This is a genomic window from Providencia sp. PROV048 (genome assembly GCF_033688165.1).
Taxonomy (GTDB): domain Bacteria; phylum Pseudomonadota; class Gammaproteobacteria; order Enterobacterales; family Enterobacteriaceae; genus Providencia; species Providencia hangzhouensis.
The window spans coordinates 1,515,471-1,538,288 of the sequence record NZ_CP096360.1; the positions used below are offsets into that span (position 1 = coordinate 1,515,471).

17 protein-coding genes and 1 pseudogene are annotated in these 22,818 nt (G+C 40.2%); 12 read left to right on the forward strand and 6 right to left on the reverse strand.

Annotated features, from left to right (window positions below; all coding sequences use genetic code 11):
- Nucleotides 1–171 precede the first annotated feature (171 nt).
- From M1F26_RS06525 to fhuB, 5 genes are all read left to right on the forward strand, one after another.
- Nucleotides 172–1,803 (forward strand): sodium/sugar symporter, encoded by a 1,632-nt coding sequence (locus M1F26_RS06525; protein ID WP_094962103.1) that lies wholly within the window; start codon nt 172–174, stop codon nt 1,801–1,803.
- A gap of 288 nt (nt 1,804–2,091) precedes the next feature.
- The gene (locus M1F26_RS06530) at nt 2,092–4,167 is read left to right on the forward strand and encodes a TonB-dependent siderophore receptor (protein WP_094962104.1); all 2,076 of its coding nucleotides are present in this window, start codon (nt 2,092–2,094) and stop codon (nt 4,165–4,167) included.
- 48 nt (nt 4,168–4,215) lie between these two features.
- Complete coding sequence (locus tag M1F26_RS06535; protein WP_004261670.1) at nt 4,216–4,998, forward strand: ABC transporter ATP-binding protein; 783 nt, start codon at nt 4,216–4,218, stop codon at nt 4,996–4,998.
- Entirely contained in the window at nt 4,989–5,915 is a 927-nt protein-coding gene (locus M1F26_RS06540) for an iron-siderophore ABC transporter substrate-binding protein (protein WP_140170934.1), read from the forward strand. Before M1F26_RS06535 ends, M1F26_RS06540 begins: the two co-directional genes overlap by 10 nt.
- Entirely contained in the window at nt 5,905–7,875 is a 1,971-nt protein-coding gene (gene fhuB, locus M1F26_RS06545; RefSeq protein ID WP_140170932.1) for a Fe(3+)-hydroxamate ABC transporter permease FhuB, read from the forward strand. The genes M1F26_RS06540 and fhuB overlap by 11 nt, the downstream gene beginning before the upstream one ends.
- Nucleotides 7,876–8,109: 234 nt before the next feature.
- Here the strand turns inward: fhuB and M1F26_RS06550 are convergent, their stop codons facing one another.
- The gene (locus M1F26_RS06550) at nt 8,110–9,090 is read right to left on the reverse strand and encodes a LacI family DNA-binding transcriptional regulator (RefSeq protein ID WP_004261663.1); all 981 of its coding nucleotides are present in this window, start codon (nt 9,088–9,090) and stop codon (nt 8,110–8,112) included.
- A gap of 269 nt (nt 9,091–9,359) precedes the next feature.
- Here M1F26_RS06550 and M1F26_RS06555 point away from each other — a divergent pair, with 269 nt between their 5' ends.
- From M1F26_RS06555 to M1F26_RS06575, 5 genes are read left to right on the forward strand one after another with little or no spacing between them, the layout of a single operon-like run.
- Entirely contained in the window at nt 9,360–10,277 is a 918-nt protein-coding gene (locus M1F26_RS06555; RefSeq protein ID WP_140170931.1) for a GNAT family N-acetyltransferase, read from the forward strand.
- Between the two features lie 27 nt (nt 10,278–10,304).
- Nucleotides 10,305–11,555 (forward strand): MFS transporter, encoded by a 1,251-nt coding sequence (locus M1F26_RS06560; protein WP_140170929.1) that lies wholly within the window; start codon nt 10,305–10,307, stop codon nt 11,553–11,555.
- Nucleotide 11,556: 1 nt separating this feature from the next.
- On the forward strand, nt 11,557–12,633 hold the full coding sequence (locus tag M1F26_RS06565) for a Gfo/Idh/MocA family oxidoreductase (RefSeq protein ID WP_140170928.1): 1,077 nt from the start codon (nt 11,557–11,559) through the stop codon (nt 12,631–12,633).
- The gene (locus M1F26_RS06570; RefSeq protein WP_140170927.1) at nt 12,630–13,694 is read left to right on the forward strand and encodes a sugar phosphate isomerase/epimerase family protein; all 1,065 of its coding nucleotides are present in this window, start codon (nt 12,630–12,632) and stop codon (nt 13,692–13,694) included. The genes M1F26_RS06565 and M1F26_RS06570 overlap by 4 nt, the downstream gene beginning before the upstream one ends.
- Nucleotides 13,695–13,705: 11 nt before the next feature.
- On the forward strand, nt 13,706–14,845 hold the full coding sequence (locus M1F26_RS06575) for a Gfo/Idh/MocA family protein (RefSeq protein WP_140170926.1): 1,140 nt from the start codon (nt 13,706–13,708) through the stop codon (nt 14,843–14,845).
- 306 nt (nt 14,846–15,151) lie between these two features.
- Here the strand turns inward: M1F26_RS06575 and M1F26_RS06580 are convergent, their stop codons facing one another.
- From M1F26_RS06580 to M1F26_RS06600, 5 genes and pseudogenes are all read right to left on the reverse strand, one after another.
- A complete protein-coding gene (locus M1F26_RS06580; RefSeq protein ID WP_371021498.1) occupies nt 15,152–15,484 on the reverse strand; it encodes a DMT family transporter in 333 nt (110 codons plus the stop codon).
- Nucleotides 15,485–15,574: 90 nt separating this feature from the next.
- Nucleotides 15,575–16,876, reverse strand: coding sequence for an HdeD family acid-resistance protein (locus M1F26_RS06585; RefSeq protein WP_004912893.1), 1,302 nt, complete (start codon nt 16,874–16,876; stop codon nt 15,575–15,577).
- A 27-nt stretch (nt 16,877–16,903) separates the two neighbouring features.
- Entirely contained in the window at nt 16,904–18,178 is a 1,275-nt protein-coding gene (locus tag M1F26_RS06590; protein ID WP_200129322.1) for an MASE1 domain-containing protein, read from the reverse strand.
- 424 nt (nt 18,179–18,602) lie between these two features.
- A complete protein-coding gene (locus M1F26_RS06595; RefSeq protein ID WP_140170924.1) occupies nt 18,603–19,289 on the reverse strand; it encodes an outer membrane protein in 687 nt (228 codons plus the stop codon).
- Nucleotides 19,290–19,755: 466 nt separating this feature from the next.
- A pseudogene (locus tag M1F26_RS06600) lies at nt 19,756–20,100 on the reverse strand (integrase arm-type DNA-binding domain-containing protein); the annotation flags it as partial.
- 485 nt (nt 20,101–20,585) lie between these two features.
- Here M1F26_RS06600 and M1F26_RS06605 point away from each other — a divergent pair.
- Both M1F26_RS06605 and M1F26_RS06610 read left to right on the forward strand, forming a co-directional pair.
- The gene (locus M1F26_RS06605) at nt 20,586–21,065 is read left to right on the forward strand and encodes an Hcp family type VI secretion system effector (RefSeq protein WP_140170923.1); all 480 of its coding nucleotides are present in this window, start codon (nt 20,586–20,588) and stop codon (nt 21,063–21,065) included.
- 17 nt (nt 21,066–21,082) lie between these two features.
- The gene (locus M1F26_RS06610) at nt 21,083–22,141 is read left to right on the forward strand and encodes a PAAR domain-containing protein (protein WP_140170922.1); all 1,059 of its coding nucleotides are present in this window, start codon (nt 21,083–21,085) and stop codon (nt 22,139–22,141) included.
- Nucleotides 22,142–22,818 lie beyond the last annotated feature (677 nt).

Consider the following 22,818-nt stretch of genomic DNA (forward strand, 5'->3'; position numbering starts at 1 on the left):
TCCTGGTACCTTCTCTTCTATCACCTATGAAAATTTACATTAATTTCTGCTATTTAGTCCATTAAGTTAATTCTTTAGAGGATATTGTGAAAATATGTGATTCATCTAACGGTGATATTTCGTGGTAACGTTTACACTTGCTTTGTTATCACTTGGCGAAGGAATTTGATTATGCAAACTGAAGGGGTTGGGTTAAGCACATTAGATTACGGAATATTCATTCTGTATGTGCTTGTCATTATTAGTGTTGGTCTTTGGGTTTCTCGAGATAAAAAAGGACAAAAGAAAGGTACAAAAGACTATTTTCTAGCAGGAAAAACATTACCTTGGTGGGCTATTGGTTCTTCACTGATTGCGGCAAATATATCAGCAGAGCAATTTATTGGTATGTCGGGCTCTGGTTTTTCAATAGGTTTGGCTATCGCATCCTATGAATGGATGGCAGCACTAACACTGATCATTGTCGCAAAATACTTCATGCCCGTGTTTATTGATAAAGGTATTTTTACCATTCCAGAGTTTGTTGAAAAACGTTTCAATAAAACGTTAAAAACGATCTTAGCCGTGTTCTGGTTGGCATTATTTATCTTTGTTAATTTAACTTCAGTTCTCTATTTAGGGTCGTTAGCATTACAAACAATCCTAGGTATTCCAATGCATTATGCTATTTTCGGCTTAGCATTATTTGCAGTGATTTACTCTCTTTATGGCGGGCTATCTGCGGTTGCGTGGACGGATGTTGTACAAGTTTTCTTCTTAATTTTAGGCGGCTTTTTAACCACGATAATGGCGGTGAGCTATATTGGCGGTGATGCGGGGTTATTCGCAGGTATGAGCCGTATGGCAAGTGAAGCGCCTGCGCATTTTGAAATGATTTTAAGCCAAGACAATCCTCAGTTTAGCAATTTACCCGGTATTGCAGTGTTAATTGGCGGTTTATGGGTTGCTAATTTATATTACTGGGGCTTCAACCAATATATTATTCAACGTGCATTAGCCGCTAAGTCTATTAATGAAGCGCAAAAAGGCTTGGTTTTCGCAGCATTTCTCAAACTTATTGTCCCAATCCTTGTTGTCGTACCGGGTATTGCGGCATTTGTGATAGTTTCTGACCCTGCATTACTGGCGGGATTAGGAACGATGGCACAAGAACATATGCCAACATTGGCCCAAGCGGACAAAGCTTACCCATGGTTAACACAATTCTTACCCGTAGGCGCTAAAGGGGTTGTGTTTGCGGCATTAGCTGCGGCTATCGTTTCTTCTTTAGCTTCCATGTTGAACTCAGTGGCAACTATTTTCACCATGGATATCTACAAAGAATACATTGCTCCATCAACCGCGGACCATAAATTAGTGAATGTCGGGCGGATTAGTGCAGTTGTTGCGTTAATCGTCGCATGCTTCATCGCCCCATTACTGGGTAACATTGGACAAGCTTTCCAATATATTCAGGAATATACCGGGTTAGTTAGCCCAGGTATCTTAGCGGTATTCTTATTAGGTCTATTTTGGAAGAAAACCAATGCGAAAGGCGCGATTATCGGTGTGCTGCTCTCAATTCCGTTTGCATTATTCTTAAAACTAATGCCGTTAGGTATGCCATTCCTTGACCAAATGATGTACACCTTCTTCTTTACTGCGGTAGTGATTGGTTTAATTAGCCTGACAACGGCAAAAGAAGATGACTGTGAAGGGGCTATTATCCTAACGTCGGAGACCTTTAAAACATCGACAGGCTTCAATATCGCATCATACGCAATTATGGTTATCTTATGTGTGCTATATGCGCTGTTCTGGTAATCCAAAACTTCTAACAAGCTGATAAGTAAAATGATAGCACGAGGCGGGAAAGGTCATTCCCGCCTTATTTTTTGCGTTTGTTAACTTAAATAATGACCTAATATTCGCATCGAGATCATTTTCGTTATTCTTGACTAATAATCTCCCTTCCTTATGCATGGTTAATTGTGTTTAATTTTATTTTTTTAATAACTATTTGTTATAAGCAAATATGCCAAATTGATTTTAATTTGACTTATTTTTAGGAATAATACTGAGACTTATTATTATTATCATTGGAACTATTTTGTGAAAAATTTAGGTTTATTTCGTTTACATCAGGTTGCCATTTTCACTCTGTTAGCGCTGGCTGTTCAAAACCAATCCATGGCAAATGAACAAAATAGCGACAAAAAAGACTCTTTCGTTGTTAGTGCACAAGCACTCAAAGTGAATACTGCGCTGCAAGAAACGCCAAAATCTGTTTCGATCATTACGGAACAAGATTTGACCATACATGCTCCGCAAAAAATTGATGAAGCACTTCGTTATACCTCGGGGGTTGTTGCACAACCTTATGGGGCTGATAATGATACGGATTGGTTCAAAGTTCGCGGTTTTGATGCCGCAACTTATTTAGATAATAGCCGGTTATATCGAGATGGCTACTACACTTGGCTACTTGAACCTTATGGATTGGAAAGTATTGAAGTCGTGAAGGGGTCATCAGCCGTTCTCTTTGGCGAATCCACTCCTGGAGGCGCTGTTAACTTAGTAACGAAAAAGCCATCTATTAATGCTAAAAATGAAATATTTTTAGAAGCGGGTAATAACGATCATCAAGCGCTAGGCTTTGATCTTTCTACAGCATCAGCCGATGCAGGTGCCCGCTACCGTTTAGTGGGAACGATGAAAAAATCGGATGGGGAACTCAAAGGCACGGATAATAAACGTATTTATCTGGCGCCAAGTGCGGCATTTGACTTGTCTGATCAGACTGTACTTACGTTAATGGGAACGTATCTGCACGATGATGGTACGCCCACGAATCCTTTTTTCCCAGCGGCGGGAACATTAATTCACTCTAATTACGGTAAAATTAAGCCATCAACCAATTTAGGTGAGCCTGATTACGATAAATACAAGCGGACTCAGTTCTCAGTGGGTTATTTATTAGAACATCAATTTAATGATGAGTGGCGTTTTGCGCAGCGTGTAAATTATGGTTACAACGACCTAACACTCAGAAGTGTTTATGCTTTCTTTAATGCAGACCCTACCGTGCAGGAATTGGGGCAAGGTATTGTTTTTCGCGATGGTAAAAACCAAAGTTTTAGTTTTGATAACAATATCGTCGGTGAATGGGATAGTGAGCGGTTTGAAAATACCTTACTTGCGGGTATTGAATTCCAATATCATCAAACCAAAGGCGATGAACAGGATAATTATGCTTTTGGTAAAATTAACCCGTGGAAGCCAGTTTATGGGCACTATACCCCACTTGACCCATCAAATAACATTCATCGCACTATTGATAAAACACAAGCTAGTATTTATTCACAATACCAAACAAAGCTTGATAGCAAATGGATTGGGGTCGTTGGTGCACGTTATGATTGGGTAAAAACTGAAAATAAAGCACATAAAAAAGCAGAAGATGAGTCTAGAAATGATGGGCAGATGAGTTTAAATGCGGGTTTAATGTATATTGCTGACAATGGCATTTCACCTTATTTAAATTACTCTCAATCTTTTGAAGTTCAATCGACAATCGACCCAACAACCCAAAAACTATATAAACCACTTAAAGGTGAGCAATTTGAAGCAGGTATCAAATATACACCTTATTTTATGGATGGTTATTGGAATATTGCTTGGTTCGATATCGAACAAAAAAATGCGTTAGTCACAACTCCTGAACACCCTGTTGCAACACAAACAGGTAAAGTCACTTCACAAGGTATAGAAACAGAACTATTTGCAAGTGTTACTGATAATTGGGATATTAAAGCGACATACACTTATACCAATGCGAAAACAGATCAAACAGGTGGTAAGGGACGTAAACAGGCTGGTATGATCCCCAAACATATGGCGACTGTCTGGACTGACTACGAAATTCCAATCGTGAGTAACCAGTCGTTAAAACTCGGAACTGGTATTCGCTATTATGGTCAATCAAAGGATAACCCAGCAAGCAGCAACCTTTCTGTTCCTAGTGCGACGCTCTGGGATATGGCCGCGATATATCAATTATCGAACAATTGGCAGTTCCAGTTCAATATGAATAACATCCTCAATAAAGAGTATGTTTCATCCTGTGATACCTGGTGCTATTACGGACAATCGCGCTCATTTGTGTTACAAACAAAGTACACTTGGTAATTTTAAAAAAGGCATGCTAATAATGTTGGCATGCCTTGAGTCCTTTCTATGTTTCGATTAGCAAATATTAATATCGTTCGCGATCATCGTTCTATTTTATCTATAGATTCGTTAAATATACCCACAACAGAACTCACAGTGGTTCTTGGTCATAATGGTTCAGGAAAATCTACACTGGTTAATCTCCTTTCTGGGCAGATGGCACCGGATAGCGGGCAAATTGATTTAAATGGCACGAGTCTTTCTCAATATAAAACGAAAGAATTAGCGCAGAAAATCGCATATTTACCACAAAAACTGCCAGCCTCAGCGGGGCTGTCTGTGAAAGAACTTGTGCGGTTAGGGCGTTTTCCGTGGCGAGGTGCACTTGGTCGCTGGCAAGCTGACGATGAAATTATTATCCAACAAGCGATGGAGAAAGCTGGGGTTGAGGGGTTTTCCGCGAACTTAGCGGACAACTTGTCTGGTGGAGAGCGCCAGCGCGCATGGGTTGCCATGTTACTTGCTCAACAATCACCAGTTTTAATACTGGATGAACCGACTTCTGCATTAGATATTCACCATCAATACCAGTTAATGAATTTATTGAGTGAGCTTAATAAAGTTCATGGGATTGGTGTGATTGTGATCCTTCATGACCTCAACCTTTCTTTACGGTATGCAACACACATCGTGGCATTAAAAAAAGGGAAAATAGAATTTGAGGGAAAAAGCGTTCTTCTCCATGATGAAGCAAGGCTATCGTCACTCTACGATACTCCGATTAAATTAATACCACACCCTAGTTTTCCCGAGTCAGAACATCATAGGGTTGCTATCGTATGCGCTTAAGAATCAATTTGCTTGGCCTTATTTTATTAACAAGTACATTATTATGCTCATTTTATACACGGGCTTATTCTGTTACGGACAGTCGTGGTATTGTCGAGTTCAATTCGCCGCCTCAGCGCGTTGTGGTTTTAGATTGGGATTTGCTGGAACAGCTATTAACGCTTGAAGTCACACCTGTTGGCGCCACGGAATTAGAGAGTTACCAGCAATGGGTTGTTGACCCTGTTGTTCCTTCTTCAGTCAAAGAGGTAGGAACCCGGGCTGAACCTAATTTAGAGCAAATTGCCGCATTGAAACCTGATGTTATTATTGCAAGTAGCGCGCAAGAAGATTTACTGCCTTTATTGGAAAAAATAGCGCCAGTCGTTTATTTATCAAATTTTGCACGCCAAGATGACTCAGGGCTTGTAGCCATTGCGCATTTTAAAACGTTGGCTCGCTTATTTGACAAGACCTCTTTTGCTGATGAATATCTAATGAAAATGGATAAACGTTTTGCTGAATTAAGATCACAGCTTGAACGAGCTTTTTCCACGAAACCAGATATTGCTGTTATCCGGTTTTCAAGTTTAAGCACTATTTTTCTTTATACTGAGAATTCAACACTCAATTATGTTCTTGAACAGCTTGCATTAAAGCCTGCTATTTTAGTCCCCGCACGTCCTTGGGGAATAGAGCAGAGACGAATAAATTCATTGCAGTTTATAAATGATGGGTACGTGTTATACATCAAACCATTTGTAGAAGAAAAAAAACTGAATGATTCCATATTATGGCAGTCGATGCCTTTTGTTAAACAAGGGCGGATAAATAGTGTTCGTCCCGTTTGGAATTATGGTGGTGTCTTTTCCTTGCAATTAATGGCGGAAGCATTAACAGAAAGCTTATTACAGGTTGCTCCTCATAATGACAACTAAACAGCACTCAATACTATTTTTTGTATTAATGGTGGTCGCGCTGATTAACCTTCAGCTCGAACCTGGGGTTACACTCAGTCAGCAATTATTTTTAGTTATCCATCCAGCTTCAGCCGATACATTTGCTGATTATTTTTATTTATATGGCCAATTACCACGCCTTGCTATGGCATTATTAGTGGGAGCAACTTTTGGTTTATTGGGCAGTTTGATGCAGCAATTAACACAAAATAATCTTACTTCACCACTAACGTTAGGTTCATCATCAGGTGCTTGGTTAGCATTAGTGGTCGTCAATATTTGGTTTAGTAACGAGATTGGGTTATATCAAACGCTAGCTGCGATGGTGGGAGCATTACTTGCATTTGGTTTAGTAATATTAATTGCAGGTATTCGTAATATGACAGGCATTCCGTTAGTTGTTTCAGGAATGGTCATAAATATTTTGTTTGGTGCTATAGCGACTGCATTAATTACATTAAATTCGCAATTTGCACAAAATATTTTTATGTGGGGAGCAGGAAATTTAGCGCAAGATGGTTGGCAAAAAGTGGTTGGTTTATTACCTTTATTGTTCCCTGTTATTATTATTATCTGTTTCGCCCCACGTATTTTGACATTATTGAAATTAGGCCATGAGGGGGCAAAAGCTCGAGGCTTATCCGTTTTACCAACTTTTTTACTTTTTATTGTTTTAGCATCTTGGTTAGTAGCGGCGACTATTTCAACTGTAGGGGTTATTAGTTTTATTGGTTTATTAGCTCCAAATATAGTACGGCGAATGGGTAATATGAGTACAAGGCAAGAGTTATTAAATAGTGCAGTTGTAGGGGCTATTTTATTGCTTCTTGCAGACAGCGGGGCAATCGCACTAACAAATTATCTTAATATTGTGGTTCCTACGGGTGTAATGACAGCTGCTATTGGTGCTCCTTTATTGATCTGGTTTAGCCGCCGAACAATGACAGCCCAAGATCAATTATCGATAGGGTTATTACCAACAAAAATAATACTTTCTAAAACCACGGTATCTATTCTTATTTTATTGTTAGTAAGTGGAGTTGTATTTTCCCTTTGCTTACAAACGAATGGTGAACAATATTATTGGCAACTGCCGTCAAGTTTTCAATGGGATATTAAATGGCCTCGTTTATTAGCGGCGACATTTGCTGGATTAGCCTTGAGTATTGCGGGGGTTTTATTACAAAGGATTATTTATAACCCGTTGGCCAGCCCAGACATTTTGGGGGTTTCTTCAGGGGCTACAGCGGCACTCGTTCTATTTAGCCTACTATTAGGCACGGCTATTCAAACCTCATTTTGGGGTGTTGCTTTAATCGGGAGCCTGATTGTATTAGGAATATTGTTATATCTAGGTAAACGGCACCAATACGCACCAGCAAGTTTAATTTTGACAGGGATCTGCCTAACGGCAACGTTAGAAGCTTTTGTTCAGTTCTTTTTAGCTCAAGGGACATTGAGTAGCTATCGGATATTATTATGGCTTTCAGGCTCAACTTATCGTGTGGAAGGGCAACAGGCCATTATTTTTTCAATCAGTGTTGTTGTGTTAACTATATTAGCGATCACGTTAAATCGTTGGCTAGTTTTATTATCAATTAGTCGAACATTTGCACAGGGAAGAGGACTAAATTCACAATTAGCGACTATATTGCTATTAATCTTAGTTGCATTATTGTGTGCCTTTGTCACTTCCACTGTTGGCCCCATTGCATTTCTTGGTTTAGTTGCACCCCATATGGCTTTTTTAGTTGGCGCTAAAAAGGCGAAACAACAACTTATTATTAGTGGGTTGATCGGCAGTATATTAATGGTTTGGGCAGATTGGCTAGGCCAAATTATTATTTATCCAACACAGATTGCGGCTGGAATTTTTGTCGCTATTTTAGGTGGTGGATATTTTTTATTGCTGATGGCGATGAATAAAATCAAGTCATAATTTATGGTGTAAATGTGGTTAGTTAAAGCCTTACTCAAGGCGAGCTAACTAACACTAAACAATGAATTTTGGGTAGTGTTGCATTGAAGGTTGTTAACGAAGGTACGACTTCTGTATTGATCAAAATATGGGTTGATACAGGAGACAAAACCGCTTCACTAGAAAAATTATAGCGTCGTTTCTTATCCGTATTATTTCAATATCACAGCCCCAGAATGGAGGTAAAAAAGTGAGTTAAGTTGAGCCGCGTTCAATTAATTGCCATTCGAGGATTTCATGGCTGTCATCGAGTTGCGGGTGCTTAATTTTATTGAGTAGTAGTTGAACGCTACGGATGCCAAATTGATGCATCGGCTGCACAATGGTACTTAATGGCGGTGTGGTTACTTCACCGAAGGGCACACCATCAAACCCTAACACAGCAATATCATTCGGAATATGCAATCCCTGCTGATGCAAAACACTCATTGCACCGCCTGCGATGACATCAGAAATCGCGAATACAGCATCGGGTTTGGGCGCATTTTGCAGTAACTTTTCCATGGCCTTCGCCCCCGCGGTGTAATCTAATTCTTCTACATACTCGATTTTACAATATTCAAAGCCAAGTTCAGCGAGTGCTTTTCGGTACCCTTGTTCCCGTTGTTGCGAATAGAGGTAACGCATATCACTGTTAATTAATGCAATGCGTTGGCGATTTTTCGCTGCTAAATGATAAACGCCTGCGCTAGCGGCTTGTGAATTATCAATAGTAACAGAAGAAGCACGAAATTCTGGATCCCCTTCACCACACTGCACCCACGGAAAATCCCCAATCATATCAGTAAGCCCCGGTAAACAACTCACAGCATCCATAGTGATGACGCCATCAACAACCTTACCTCTGAGTAAACTTAGATAAGCGGATTCACGCGTTGGATTGGATTCAGAATTACATAACAAAATATGATAGCCGTGGCGTTCCGCTTCTTCTTCAATACCACGTACAACCAATGAACAAAAGGGGTTAGTGATATTAGACACCAGTACCAATAGCATGCGACTACGCGAGGTACGTAGCTGGCGCGCTAATAAATTAGGTTGATAATTACACTGAGCGATGGCGGCAAGAACTTTATCTCGAGTTGCGGGTTTTACAATATGTTGATCATTCAATACCCGTGAAACCGTTGCGGCAGAGACTCCTGCAATTTTCGCCACTTTTTCTATCGACATTGTTCACTTTTCCTTTTGTCTATTGCCATGCACAGTATGCAACATCGCGATGAAAAGTACGATTGATACAATCAACTTGTGATGCAGATTGCAAATTTATCTTTTAGATCATTATTGAACCATTCAGCTAGTTGCTGAAAGAAACAATTTGGCTATATTTTATAAATGAAATCGATTTCAGTAAAAATGTAATCGATTTCATTTTTGGATTTAGCTGCCATTTAGTGAAAAGCCTCATTTTATAAACAATAAAACATGAGAGGTAATGAATGGATATACAACTACAGCTTGCGAAATGCGCTGATCGGAGTGAAGTCGCGCATTTGATTTATCACTCAACGAATGTCTGGTATCAACAACATGGTTTAGGCGCAATATTTCAGTCTGCGCCTGAAGAGTGCCATTTATTTGTTGATGTATACCAACAACTTGATCCTGATTACCACTGGGTAGCTCGTGATTCACAACTCAATATTCTTGGCTCGTGTTTTTTTCACCCACGAGAAACACATTTGGGCCTTGGGATTATGAATGTCCATCCCGACGCATTTGGGCAGGGTATTGCAAAGAAATTACTGTCCAAAGCGGATGAATTAGCCGGAAATTTACCCATTCGCTTAATTTCAAGTGCCCTGAATTTAGACTCTTATTCTCTTTATCGCCGCGGCGGTTTTACACCTTATGCAATTTACCAAGACATGGTGATTTCAGTACCAGAGCAAGGCGTGAATCTCCCTCGCTTGACCAAAGGAATTGTGCGAGATGCTCGAACCGAAGACTTACCGGCTATTTTACAATTGGAAGCGGATTCATTAGGTATTAGTCGTCAGCGGGATATTGAATATTTTTTAAATGACACCAGCGGGTTATGGCGAATTGCAGTCTGGGAACATAACCAGCGCATCGAAGGTTATCTTGCCTCTATCGCACACCCCGCATCGAGGATGTTAGGGCCCGGCTGCAGCTATCGTGATGAGATAGCGCTGGATTTACTCGGTTGGATGCTAGACAAACATCATCGTGGTGCGAAGCCAGTCGTTTTAGTTCCCACAGAGCGAAGCGCACTGTGCCAAGCGCTATTGCGATGGGGCGGTCGAATTTGTGAACTGCATCTTGCGCAAGCCAAAGGTTATGCGCAGAAACCAAGCTGCGTGGTTATGCCGTCCTTTTTACCTGAAAGTGGCTAATAAAAAATAGAAATTATTGGGGGTCTTATGGGTACAAATAGTCTTGCTCAAGGCGGTAAAAATACTGCCCATGTATGGGTAGTACCGCGATTGGCGTTAATGATGTTCCTTCAATTTTTTGTGTGGGGGGCATGGTATGTCACGCTAGGGGTTGTCATGGGGAAATATGGTTTATCAGCAATTATTGGTGATGCCTATTCGACAGGGCCCATCGCCTCTATTTTATCTCCTTTTGTACTAGGGATGGTGGTTGACCGTTTTTTTGCATCACAAAAAGTGCTTGGCGTGCTGCATCTCATCGGTGCCGGTTTGTTATGGATGATCCCAAGTTACTTTACGGGGGATCATAGCGGTCTGTTATGGATAATCTTTGGTTATATGCTTTGCTATATGCCAACTATTGCTCTTAGTAACAACGTTGCCTTTTATAGTTTACCGAACAGTGAGAAAGCGTTCCCAGTTGTGCGTGCATTCGGTACATTTGGTTGGATTGTTGCGGGGCTGATTGTCGGTTCAACAGGGTTATCAGATAGTACAGAAATTTTCACCTTGGCGGCAGTAGCTTCGTTGGTACTAGCGATTTACAGCTTTACATTACCACACACGCCAGCACCAGAGCGTGGTAAACCTGTTGCGATGCGCGACTTGTTATGCGCAGATGCGTTTGCCATGCTCAAGCAACGTCATTTCTTAGTTTTCATCATTTGTGCAATGCTGATCTCTATCCCATTGGCGGCTTACTATGCCTATGCGGCGCCATTTGTTGCGGCGACAGGATTTACTAACGTTGGTGGCGTGATGTCTTTAGGGCAGATGTCAGAACTGTTCTTTATGTTATTGATACCATTCTTCTTTGCTCGTCTTGGTATCAAAGTGATGTTGCTGATTGGGATGCTATCTTGGTGCTTACGTTATGTCATGTTTGCCTTAGGGATTGCTGAAGAACTGCGCTGGATGATTTATATCGGTATTTTCTTACATGGTATGTGTTATGACTTCTTCTTTGTTATTGGTTTTATCTATACAGACAAAGTTGCTGGTGAGAAAGTAAAAGGGCAGGCGCAGAGCTTGCTGGTCTTGTTTACCTATGGCGTGGGGATGTTAATTGGTTCACAAATCAGTGGAATGCTGTTCAATAGCATTGTCACAACGGAAGGCGCAGCGGCTCTGCCTCAATGGCAAAGTTTTTGGTGGTACCCAGCGATTGGTGCGTTACTGATTGCCGCATTGTTCTTCTTCACGTTCAACTATAGAGAAAAGCCAGTGGAGGAGAAATAAGATGGCTAATTTACGCGTCTTAGTCGTTGGTTGCGGCAATATGGGAGCCTCTCATGCAGAGGCTTACCACCGAATGGAAGGGGTTGATATCTGCGGGCTGGTGGCTCGTGGTCATTCAAAAGACATTCTCAATGAACATTTAGGTGGTGAATATGCCACGTTTGATAATTACGAACAGGCATTAAAAGCAACGCAACCAGATGCGGTTTGCTTAACGACATACCCTGATACTCATGAAGCTTATGCATTGCTAGCACTCAAGGCAGGCTGTCATGTGTTTATTGAAAAGCCATTAGCCACTACGGTTGAAGGGGCTAAGCGTGTCATTGCTGCGGCTAAACAAGCCCATCGACAAGTGGTGGTCGGTTATATTTTGCGTCATCACCCATCGTGGCAACAATTCATTCATCTAGCGCATGAGCTGGGTAAGCCATTAGTGATGAGAATGAATTTGAATCAACAAAGCCATGGTCAGATGTGGGATGTACACCGTAACTTGATGCAATCACTATCACCGATAGTTGACTGCGGCGTTCATTATTTAGATGTGATGTGCCAAATGACACAAGCTCAACCAGTGAGTGTCAGCGCTATTGGCGCAAGATTGACCGATGAATTACCAGACAATATGTATAACTACGGTCAATTACAGGTTCGTTTTGATGATGGCTCAGTGGGTTGGTATGAAGCGGGTTGGGGACCAATGATCAGCGAAACGGCGTATTTTATCAAAGATGTTATAGGCCCTCGCGGTGCGGTTTCGATAATGGCTCGGCATGGAGAAGGAAATAGCGACAATGTTGATGGGCACACACGCACTGACTCTTTACGTATTCATTATGCAGAGCTTGATAAAAACAATGCTTTTAAACATCCTGACCGTTGGGTTGACTGCCAAGATGAGCCAGACCATTTGGCACTGTGCCTAAGTGAACAACGTTATTTTATTCAAGCGATTACGGAACAATTTTCATTAGAACAGCATTTACAAGACGCACTCAATAGCTTGCGAATTGTTCTTGCTGCGGATGAAACTGTGCGTACACAGCGCACTGTGATTTTAGGGAGTGAGTCATGAAAACAATCCAAGGTCCAGGTATTTTTCTAGCACAATTTATTGGTGAGAAAGCCCCTTTTAACTCATTAGAAAGCCTTGCTGAATGGGCATCAAGCCTAGGTTTTACATATATTCAAGTGCCAACGATCGACCCACGTATCTTTGATTTAGACTTGGCAGCCACAAGCCAAACTTATTGCGATGAGTTGGTTGCCATGTTACAGCAATATGGTATTCAGATCAGTGAGTTATCGACTCATATACAAGGCCAATTGATTGCGGTACATCCAGCGTATGACACTGTTTTTGATGGTTTTGCCCCAGTGAGTGTCAGAGGTAATCCTCAAAAGCGCCAGCAGTGGGCGGTGGAGCAACTCATCAAAGCGGCAAAAGCCTCTCAGCGCCTAGGGCTAGTTACACACGTGACTTTCTCAGGCGCACTGGCGTGGCCTTATTTTTACCCTTGGCCCCCTCACAATGCACAGTTATTTGATGAAGCATTTGCTGAACTTGCGCTGCGTTGGTTACCTATTCTGAATGTGTTTGACGAGTGTGGCGTCGATGTATGTTACGAGTTGCATCCAGGGGAAGACTTACACGACGGCGTGACATTTGAGCGTTTTCTCGGCCTTGTCGATAACCACCCGCGTTGCCATATTCTCTACGATCCAAGTCATTTATTGCTCCAGCAGATGGATTATCTTGCGTTTATTGATTGCTATCACCAACGCATTCGCGCATTTCATGTCAAAGATGCGGAATATACACCAAATGGCCGTAGCGGTGTCTATGGCGGTTATCAATCATGGGTTGAGCGTGCAGGGCGTTTTCGCTCGTTAGGGGATGGTCAGATTGATTTTGTATCTATTTTTAGCAAATTAACTCAGTACGGTTTTTCCGGTGTCGCTACAATGGAATGGGAGTGTTGCCTTAAATCCCCAGATGCCGGGGCGAAAGAGGGAGCCGATTTTATCGCCAATCATATTATTCCAGTGGTTGATCATGCCTTTGATGATTTTGCAGTGGTAGATACTAATCTTCAACAAATCAGAGCATTACTTGGGATCGTAAGTGATAAATAAAGGATAAGGCGATGAGACTAAAGCTGGGAATGGTTGGGGGCGGGGAAGGTGCATTTATTGGTGCCGTGCATCGATTAGCGGCTCGTATGGATGATGAGTTTGAGTTAGTTGCAGGCGCATTTTCCTCGAATGAAGAAAACGGTAAACGCACAGGGGAACGGCTGCACCTTGCGCCTGAACGATGCTACGCCAGCTATCAGCAAATGGTGCAAAGTGAAGTCGCACGTGATGATGGCATTGATGTTGTTGCGATTGTCACGCCTAATCACTTGCATGCCCCTATTGCCGTTGAATTTTTACGCTCAGGTATTGACGTTATCTGTGATAAACCATTGTGTACATCATACTCAGAAGCTTTGCAGCTTGCTGATGTTGTGCGAGAAACGGGTAGGCAACTGATTCTCACGCATAATTACAGTGCTTATCCGTTAATTCGTGAAGCGCGCAGCCGGATATTAGCAGGAGAACTAGGAGAAATTCGTTATATTGAAGTGGAGTATTTGCAGCAATGGCTAGCAACACGATTAGAGGAAACTGAAAACAAGCAAGCAAGTTGGCGTACCGATCCACAAAAAGCGGGAGCGGGCTGTATAGGCGATATCGGTACTCATGCGTGGCAGTTAGCTTCATTTGTCACAGGGATGTTGCCAGAGGCCATTTGTGCGGAACTCACATCAATAATCCCTGGAAGAGTGCTAGATGATGATGTGCGTGTGCAAATGCGTTATCACAACGGAGCAAAAGGGCGTCTATGGGCGAGCCAAGTGGCCTGTGGTGAAGAAAACGGGCTGCGACTACGCATATATGGCAGCCAAGGGAGTCTTTCATTTTCCCAAGAAAATCCTAATCAATTATGGTTAAAGCCGTTTGATTCGCCAATGTATTGTGTGACACGGGGATCAATGTCTCAATGGGAGGAAAACCGTGCGATGTCAAGGGTTCCAGCCGGGCATCCTGAAGGATATTTAGAGGGTTTTGCTCAGGTTTATCGTGAGGCGGCAACTCGTTTACGCAAGGGAAGCGGCGCATCACCGTTATTACCAGGTATTGAAACAGGCCTACAGGGGATGGCATTTATTGATGCCGCAAAACGTAGCCATGATAGCTGCGGTCAATGGATTGATTTTACGCAATATCGTTGCTCATCATAATCTCTGCGATGGATGGTCTGAGGTTAATGAGTTGGTATAATCTATAACCTTTATGAAATATATTACGGCACAGAGGTTGTAATAATGATTTTTTCTTTGTAATACGGATAGGCAAAAGCGACGAGGGGAGTGAACCGGAAAGCTATACTGCTTGATAGAATCAGTTAAAAGGAGAGGATACCTCTCCTAGTGATGTTACACCACCAGCGTGGTGTAACAAAAAATGTTTCAATGTCGGTATGTATCTTGTTACGTGTGCAACTTAATGTCGTTATTTAATCCATTCTTGTTGAATAATTTCGACACTCAATGAGTAATTGATTTAGAGAACAGCTGGATAATAACAATTCCCAGCGCAATGCATGCTAGACCAATTAATGCTGGAAAATCAAGTTTCTGTTTATAAACAAAAAATGATAATGCTGAAACAAGAAATATTCCCGCTCCAGCCCATATCGCATAGGCGATACCAATATTCATACTTTTTACAACTTGGGATAATCCATAAAAAGAAATGGCATAACCAATAACGACAATAATACTGGGTACTAACTTAGTAAACCCATCAGACGCCTTCATCATGGTTGTCGCGGTTGTTTCAGCTATGATAGACACCATTAAGATTGCGTACACTTTCAGCATAAAAACCTCTTTAACTTATTTAGCAAACATTCCAAAATGACAATTTTAAACTATGTTTGAGATAAAAATGTCTAATGGCTATGAAACTCAACGCCTAAGTAAGCGTTTATACCAAGGGACTGGAACTGGGTGTACAATAGCCCGCAAAGCACGTGCATAATCCATAATTAATCCAGGGGTCCATGCCATCATCAGTGCACGCCGACGAATTTGAGCCGCAATCCATAACTCTGGCATGCAAAGTACATTTAAAATCCCGATAAAATCACTTCTCTTTTGCATAGACAAAACACCATCTAATGCAGCCTCCAAACCATATGCAACACTGCTGGAGCAGTTTTGGTATGTTAGGTTATAAATAGGGTATTGGCGATATTTTTCCCAAAAACTCAATAAAGAAGCATAGTTATAAACATTGAAAACAATCTGTCTGTCAGATTCACACCATTCGGATGCTTCAGTTTGATAATTAGGCAAGAAACGCCCCGGAACATTATTATCAGCGGTTGCTTTTAGTAGCCTGAAAAACTCTGATGGAGAACGATCAATATCTTCTTCAGGGTATAAGCTGATATAGAGGTGCGGGTAGAGTTCTAGGGATGCATGCCCCGTCGAGATTACTCCTTCAGAATCAACAGCCGCAATATAACGATTAATAATTGGCCGTGGTACAGGGCGTTGGTTTGCGGAGCCTTCGGGGGTCCAGATATGAACAGTCAAAATAGTATCTTGTTCAGTTTCTCTACTTATAGTGGAAGATTGTGGGGTCTCTGTTATGGGTCGCATTGCCCCTTTTTTCTTAAACGACACAGGTAAAGGACGCATCAGTTCAAATATGGATGTTCCTCGTTGGATATGACGGGCTCGAAATGCTAACTTCAGGCATCCAAATCCACTTCCTATCATCAAAAAACCGATAAAAAAAGAAATTGTTGCTTGGTGATGGGTAAACAGAAAAAAGGCAAACAGCATTTCAATTACGCCCCATAATAGGATTAATTGCCATCCAGGAAAACGTACGATCCAAGCTGATGCAACAACAAATAATCCGGTAATAAAAAAAACAAAACCGAACATTGCTGACAATAATACATTGCTATATGTTTGATTAATCAAGATAACCAATGCACAGAACAAAAATAGACCACCTTTAAAGAAAAGTATCGTTTTTTGTGTTCCAATTCCGCTTGAAGCGACACTTAATGTGATCAGACTTTCAAGTAACAATAGAATACCAAACAAATGTATTGGAAAAAAAAGAATACCATCAACACCATCGATGAAAATAAATATACCAATAAAACACCAAAGGAGCCCAATCCCCCAGAGGTAATGTGCTTTTCCTCTGATAAATTCGGCACCGAAAAGTAATAATGCAATTTGTAGCATCACTTATCCTTTGTTATTACATCAATTTTAGGATACTTCACCCAAAATAAACCAATTCCCAACAATCATTACTGGTTTGTTATGACTAAAAATAACACTTCCACGATCTTCTATATTCCACCAACGACCTTCTTTATCTTTCAGACAAAAGGTTATTATTGGAAGAGTGGTTTGAGCCTGCTCTTGTTCCCAATGTCGAGCGAGTTTTTCTCGGTCGTCAGGATGAATAGATTCCATAATTTGCCTTAGATCGGAAAGGGTTGTTAAATCAGCCTTCGGATATGAACAATCTGTATTTCCCCATTCTATAGCACCATTATCTAGATTAAGTTGATATACTAGGTGCTGCGGTTTATAAGCCCCTTGTGTGTCATCAATACTATGAGTACTTCGAGCGACAACTCGTAAAAAAACCATTAATAATGATATGACGGTCAAATACCCCTGTATTAACCACAGTGACTCATGGCGAAATAGGCCATGAAGATAAAAAGGCCCGTGCTGATTACGAGTGTAATAGATTGTAATAGTGGCAAGTATTAATAGTGCTATTGATCCCCCTCTGTTTCCCCACAGCATAGACAGGGTAACAGCAAGCAAAATAGGGATACAGAGTAGCGATAATTTAGCAGTATTACGATGATGATGAAAATAGGAATGGTATATCTGTATCGCAGTATCATTGAATATTAATATAGTGCTAATAATAAGAAGAATAAAAACAATACTTCCCCAAATTATATTAATTTTGAAAGAAGGCACCACCCTTTTGAAATGGGTATTAATTAGCCCCATAATCACTGTTGTGGCAAAGATGTTGCCAGTAATATCAGCAATAAAACCATCCCAAAAAATATCATTAAGTGATGTATTATCAAGCCAATACAAACTGATAGAAAATAGAACTGCATCTGCAAAACTGACAATTATTGTTGCCGATAGCCATAACAATATTAGTTGCAGATCATCTCCTCGTTGAGCATACCTACGGACAATCCAAGCAATAGCAATACAAGAAAGTACTGCCAGAGCGGCGTATATAAGTGAAAGGGTGATTTGCTCACTATCAAAGCCATTCAGAATCAAGTTTAATACAACGAAGCCAATCAGTAATGGTAACCATTGGCGCTTGTGCATACATAAAAAAGCGGTTGTTGCGACTCCCGCAGGAAACCAGACAACAGAAATATCTGAATTCTCTGGTGTAAGTATTTCGGAGATTTCACCTGTTACGTAATAAAGTAATAGCCATCCTATTATTACGATTAGCGTGGTCTTATTTGATAGCAAGGATGTTTTCATAGTTTATTTCAGGTTATACATCATAAAGTTATGTTTGGCCTTATCTTAACGCAAAAAGGTCTACATCATTTCTCTTTTCAAAAAATATCAAAATGATATCTTGAGGTATAGCTATTATTATATTTTTTCCTGTATTTTTAGACACTTTTTATTTCTTATTTTAGTATGAGTTCGGCTCTGTAGGTACTTCAATGAACATTACGCTCCCAGTCAAAGCCAATAGCACCCCAAATCTGAATTTTTTAAAATATAAAACATGGCTTGTTGTTTTCATAGACAGCTATTCGTGAAAGATACCCAACGTCATATAAAGCAATACTCGAGCAATAATGGCAAAAATTGAACGTATTCACCACAATTAAAAATAGCTAACAAGAGTTAGCTATTTTTGAGACAATACCAATGAGATAACACTATAAAAATACTAAAATAAGTATCTGACACCAAATACAACTTCTTGAGATTTAAGGTGTGCTTTCATTTGCTCGTCTTGTAAGCCTCGAGCATTAGCAAATCGGTTCATGCCACTTTCAATTTTACCTAGATCCACATAACGGTAGCCTAAGTCAAGATTGAGTTTATTAATAGGTTCATAGCTGACGCCAGCACCGAGAGAATATACCAAGTTTGCATCAGTGTTACTTGCGTATTGACGTGAAACATTTCCTTGCCATCCAGACGATTTAACTTTTGCGATACCAACACCAGCGGTTCCATAAATAGAAACTCCCTGATAAATTTCATAATCACGATAAGCATTTAGCATTAATCGTTGGGACTCTGTTTTATGGTGATTCAAGCTGGTCGGGAAAGTTGTTGATCCACTAGTATACTCTGCTTTTTTATTAAAAGTATATTCCGCTTCTGTACGCCAACCATTACCAAATTGATAGCCAGCAGCTAAAGAGCCATTATAAAAATCATCTTTATCATCACCAGAGACAAATTGACCAATGCCTGGTCTACTACTGGTGTCCATATTATCTGCTTTTTGCCATACCTTAGAGAGCCGTGCAGCACCATAATAGCCTTCATTATTCGTAGAGGCTAAGGCATTTCCACTTGCACTTCCAAATACAGCAATTACTAATAATAAGTGTAATTTAGTCATGTTATAATTCCATTTGTTTACTATATCGAGATGGGATTATTGCAGGTCGTGGTTATTAGTAAAGGAGGGTTATTTGATTGAAATGTTCAATTTATTTCGACAAGATGTTATAGATGTTACCTGGGTTATCGCATTCTGCATGAAATTAGCATTTCATCTTCTAATTAATGCTTCATATTGCTAAGATTTTTATCCTTAAAAGATATAAAACTTGCCATTCTTTTTTGCTGGCGGGGTTGAACCCGTGTCCGTAATTTTTTAATTGGTTGATTATTAAAGGGTATCTTTACTAAGCTTCAATCATGTGCACTTGGCGTGCACATGGAGGTCATTGTGTAAGTACTTTGGAGGTATTTTACATTCAGCTTAGACCCCATCAATATAACGGTGGTTTAACACCCAATGAATCAGAACGATTGTATTGGGAAAACTCTAAAACGGTGACCAATTTTTGTTGACCACTACACCACCAACGTTCAGCAACAAGTTGAAAGGTATTTGTCTTAGCTTCTAAGGTATTACGAACTTGTTCTTTATAGTGATCTTGTGGGTCTATCTGTTTAGCGAGCAGTGTTCTTGCTTCAAGGCGGTAACTACGTGCATCAGCAAGGCTGACGGCAGGGTAAGAACCAAGGCTCTTTTTAGCTCGCTTTTTAGTGAGTGGGCGAATGTAGCGAAATGACCACAGCTTACTGCCATTGGATTTAACCAATAACTCTAATCCATCACCATCATAGAGAACATAATCACTCTGTTTCGGCTTTGCTACATCGATCTCTTTTACTGATAAAGGTTTGGTTTGTCTTGCCATTTTGATGTTCCATTGTTTTTAGGCACCTCAAAAACTATAAAGGTTAACGAGGTGCCTATCAAGGTGCCTAAGATGATTGGATTTAATTAGGTGACATCAGACTGCGCAGGACATAAAAAAGCCCGCAACTCATTGAGTTAGCGGGCTTTTCAGTCTTCTTTGGACGTCCTTAGAAGATAATTTGGTGGAGCTGGCTTGAAGCTCCTCCCCAATGTAACTATTTGATTCTTCTATCTGTGTCGATGAAGTTAATGTCACAATAGTGTGGCACAGTTGGTTTATGGCTGCAAGAATCAGGTATTGAGGTTTGCAGTGAATTCAACTCCCTTTGGGGGAACTGAATTTAAGCTAGAGACTGATTTTGAGTTGGATTCAATAATTTTTATGGGAGTATTACGCTGTTTTTATTAACTATGTTGAATATTCCTATAGAAATAAGGGAAATATAATGCTTAATTATTCTTTTTATATTAAGGATCGTCTCGATGGCAAATCAAATATATTTAGTTATAAAAGGGAAGAAACAAGGGCTTATCTCTGCTGGATGTTCAAGTTACGACTCAATAGGAAATAAATACCAAGAAGGCCATAAAAATGAAATCTTTGTTTATTCAACTAATTATAGTATGAGCCGTCACCAAAACGTCTCACATTCACCCTTTTCATTTACAAAATTAGATGATAAATCGACCCCTCTCTTGATGAATAGCATTAATAATAACGAGTTACTTGATTGTGAATTTAGCTTTTATAGAACCGATAGAAGCGGTAAGTTGATAGTCTATAAAACAATCAAATTGACTAATGCATCAATCGTAAGCATTAGTAATCACCATCCAAATGCCCTAGACAATAATGATGCACAAGCTTATGAAACAGTATCGATGAAGTATGAAAGTATCACCTGTGAACATAAAGCTGCAAATACCTCAAGTTATAGTATTACACAAAACCTAGTTAATTAATTTTATTGAGGTGATTTATGGTGGTGTCATTCAAAGTGCTAGAGGGGGATAGGACTACATGCGGTGGAAGAGTATTAGAGGGGAGTGCATTAGCACATCGGGGTGGTATTAATTTTAAGCGACAAGCCGTTCAAGGTAATAAAGTTACATGTGGTGTTCATGCAGGAAGGTATGAAATAGTAGGGGGAGATTTTACTCATTTAATTGGGGGACAACCAGCTGCTGATACCCGCAAAAGTTATTCAACGTGTCCGTGTCACGCCGCTTTTATTCCTTCTAATATCATAGGTGAATGCACGGCATTAGACAATCTCATTCCTGATGGGGTTTATGTGTGGACAGAAAGAGTAGGCTCTGGGCACTCGTATGTTTCATTACATAAAAATAACCAAATAACAGTTTATACTTATGGTAGATTCGGTCGGACTGGTACTCTTGGCATTGTGGGGGATGGTATCTTAATTCGCCTTATAGATGAGGATGCAAGAAATTATTACCGACATGAGCTATACAAAATGAATGCTCGAGTTTTTGCTGTAAATGATGCCAATATACAGCAAGTAGAAGCTCACTTTATGGCATTGTGGAGTGGAGGCTCTTCCCCTGTTGGGTTATCCCCTAATGTGGGCGAGGCAACTAAAAAGTACGGGCACACAATAAACATTTATGATTTATCAACGAGTAATTGTACAACACAAACAGTAAATGCAATAAAAGCAGGAGGCTCAAAGGTTTTTGAAAAGGAATTATCATCTGTTCGTTCGGGTTATTCATTAGCCAGATATATTGTGACGGGTCAGGAATCTTTTGTGGTTCCCGCATCTTTAGAGGATTACATGGTTGGTAAGAAACAAGATTTATCTTCTCTTGTTGTCATCGAAGTAACTGGGTTATTCCAACAGCAGTACTCAAATGTCACAGGTGTTACACCTATGGAAAAAAGTAAATCGAGAACATTGTTTGAAGCCGAATCAGGTGCCGCATCTATGGTTGGATATCATACGGATTTTTCTGGAGAAGAAACAATGGGTATAATTGGACAATTACTTTACGGGGACCAAATTAATGGGAATTAAATTATTCGTAAAGTGGGGATTAACGCTTGGTATTATTGTAGCAAATTACGTTATATTGTTTTCATTGAATGCAGGAATGGCTATTAACCAAAAATACCAAATGGAGCAGCCATGGTCAGATAATATGACTACAATACAATTAAGAGCAGTTATTAATGAGCTGCTAGATACCAGTGTGCTAATTTCATTTGTAACATTGTTTTCGTTTCCTGCTAGTCTATTATTAATAGTGATAATACATAAAGTACTAAAATGAGATTTTGATAATTCAACTAAGGATTGGTGTGGATAATGCTCGTATCTGTGTTAACACATGATGCCTTTTCTAGCGAGTTTGATAAGTGGTACAAATTATTCCTTTATAGTTTTATCTTATCTATTTTCAATAAGTTATGTTAATGGAATCAATAACGTAACTCATCTTATGGTTACAAAGGTGATAACATTGATGTTTACTTTGAGTTCAACTCCCTGTGAGGAGCTGAATTGATATTTATTGAGTAGTTGCAAGCTATCGGTAATTCCATTAATGATTGAGGTGAAATAGTTTGTAAGCCCCCGTCTGAGTTCATCAATTCTCTTATCAATATTCAGATGAAAATCATCTATTTCACGCTGCCGCCATGCGTTGACTAATAACCTAAGTTGCTGCTGGAAAAAGACAATGTATTCCTTGA

Excerpts from the sequence above, each read along its gene's own strand:
- M1F26_RS06565 (WP_140170928.1), top strand. The coding sequence starts at position 11,557 with ATGGCTAATTTACGCGTCTTAGTCGTTGGTTGCGGCAATATGGGAGCC.
- M1F26_RS06535 (WP_004261670.1), top strand. The coding sequence starts at position 4,216 with ATGTTTCGATTAGCAAATATTAATATCGTTCGCGATCATCGTTCTATT.
- M1F26_RS06525 (WP_094962103.1), top strand. The coding sequence starts at position 172 with ATGCAAACTGAAGGGGTTGGGTTAAGCACATTAGATTACGGAATATTC.
- M1F26_RS06605 (WP_140170923.1), top strand. The coding sequence starts at position 20,586 with ATGGCAAATCAAATATATTTAGTTATAAAAGGGAAGAAACAAGGGCTT.
- M1F26_RS06550 (WP_004261663.1), bottom strand. The coding sequence starts at position 9,090 with ATGTCGATAGAAAAAGTGGCGAAAATTGCAGGAGTCTCTGCCGCAACG.
- M1F26_RS06560 (WP_140170929.1), top strand. The coding sequence starts at position 10,305 with ATGGGTACAAATAGTCTTGCTCAAGGCGGTAAAAATACTGCCCATGTA.
- M1F26_RS06585 (WP_004912893.1), bottom strand. The coding sequence starts at position 16,876 with ATGCTACAAATTGCATTATTACTTTTCGGTGCCGAATTTATCAGAGGA.
- M1F26_RS06555 (WP_140170931.1), top strand. The coding sequence starts at position 9,360 with ATGGATATACAACTACAGCTTGCGAAATGCGCTGATCGGAGTGAAGTC.
- M1F26_RS06610 (WP_140170922.1), top strand. The coding sequence starts at position 21,083 with ATGGTGGTGTCATTCAAAGTGCTAGAGGGGGATAGGACTACATGCGGT.
- fhuB (WP_140170932.1), top strand. The coding sequence starts at position 5,905 with ATGACAACTAAACAGCACTCAATACTATTTTTTGTATTAATGGTGGTC.
- M1F26_RS06570 (WP_140170927.1), top strand. The coding sequence starts at position 12,630 with ATGAAAACAATCCAAGGTCCAGGTATTTTTCTAGCACAATTTATTGGT.
- M1F26_RS06595 (WP_140170924.1), bottom strand. The coding sequence starts at position 19,289 with ATGACTAAATTACACTTATTATTAGTAATTGCTGTATTTGGAAGTGCA.
- M1F26_RS06575 (WP_140170926.1), top strand. The coding sequence starts at position 13,706 with ATGAGACTAAAGCTGGGAATGGTTGGGGGCGGGGAAGGTGCATTTATT.
- M1F26_RS06540 (WP_140170934.1), top strand. The coding sequence starts at position 4,989 with ATGCGCTTAAGAATCAATTTGCTTGGCCTTATTTTATTAACAAGTACA.
- M1F26_RS06590 (WP_200129322.1), bottom strand. The coding sequence starts at position 18,178 with ATGAAAACATCCTTGCTATCAAATAAGACCACGCTAATCGTAATAATA.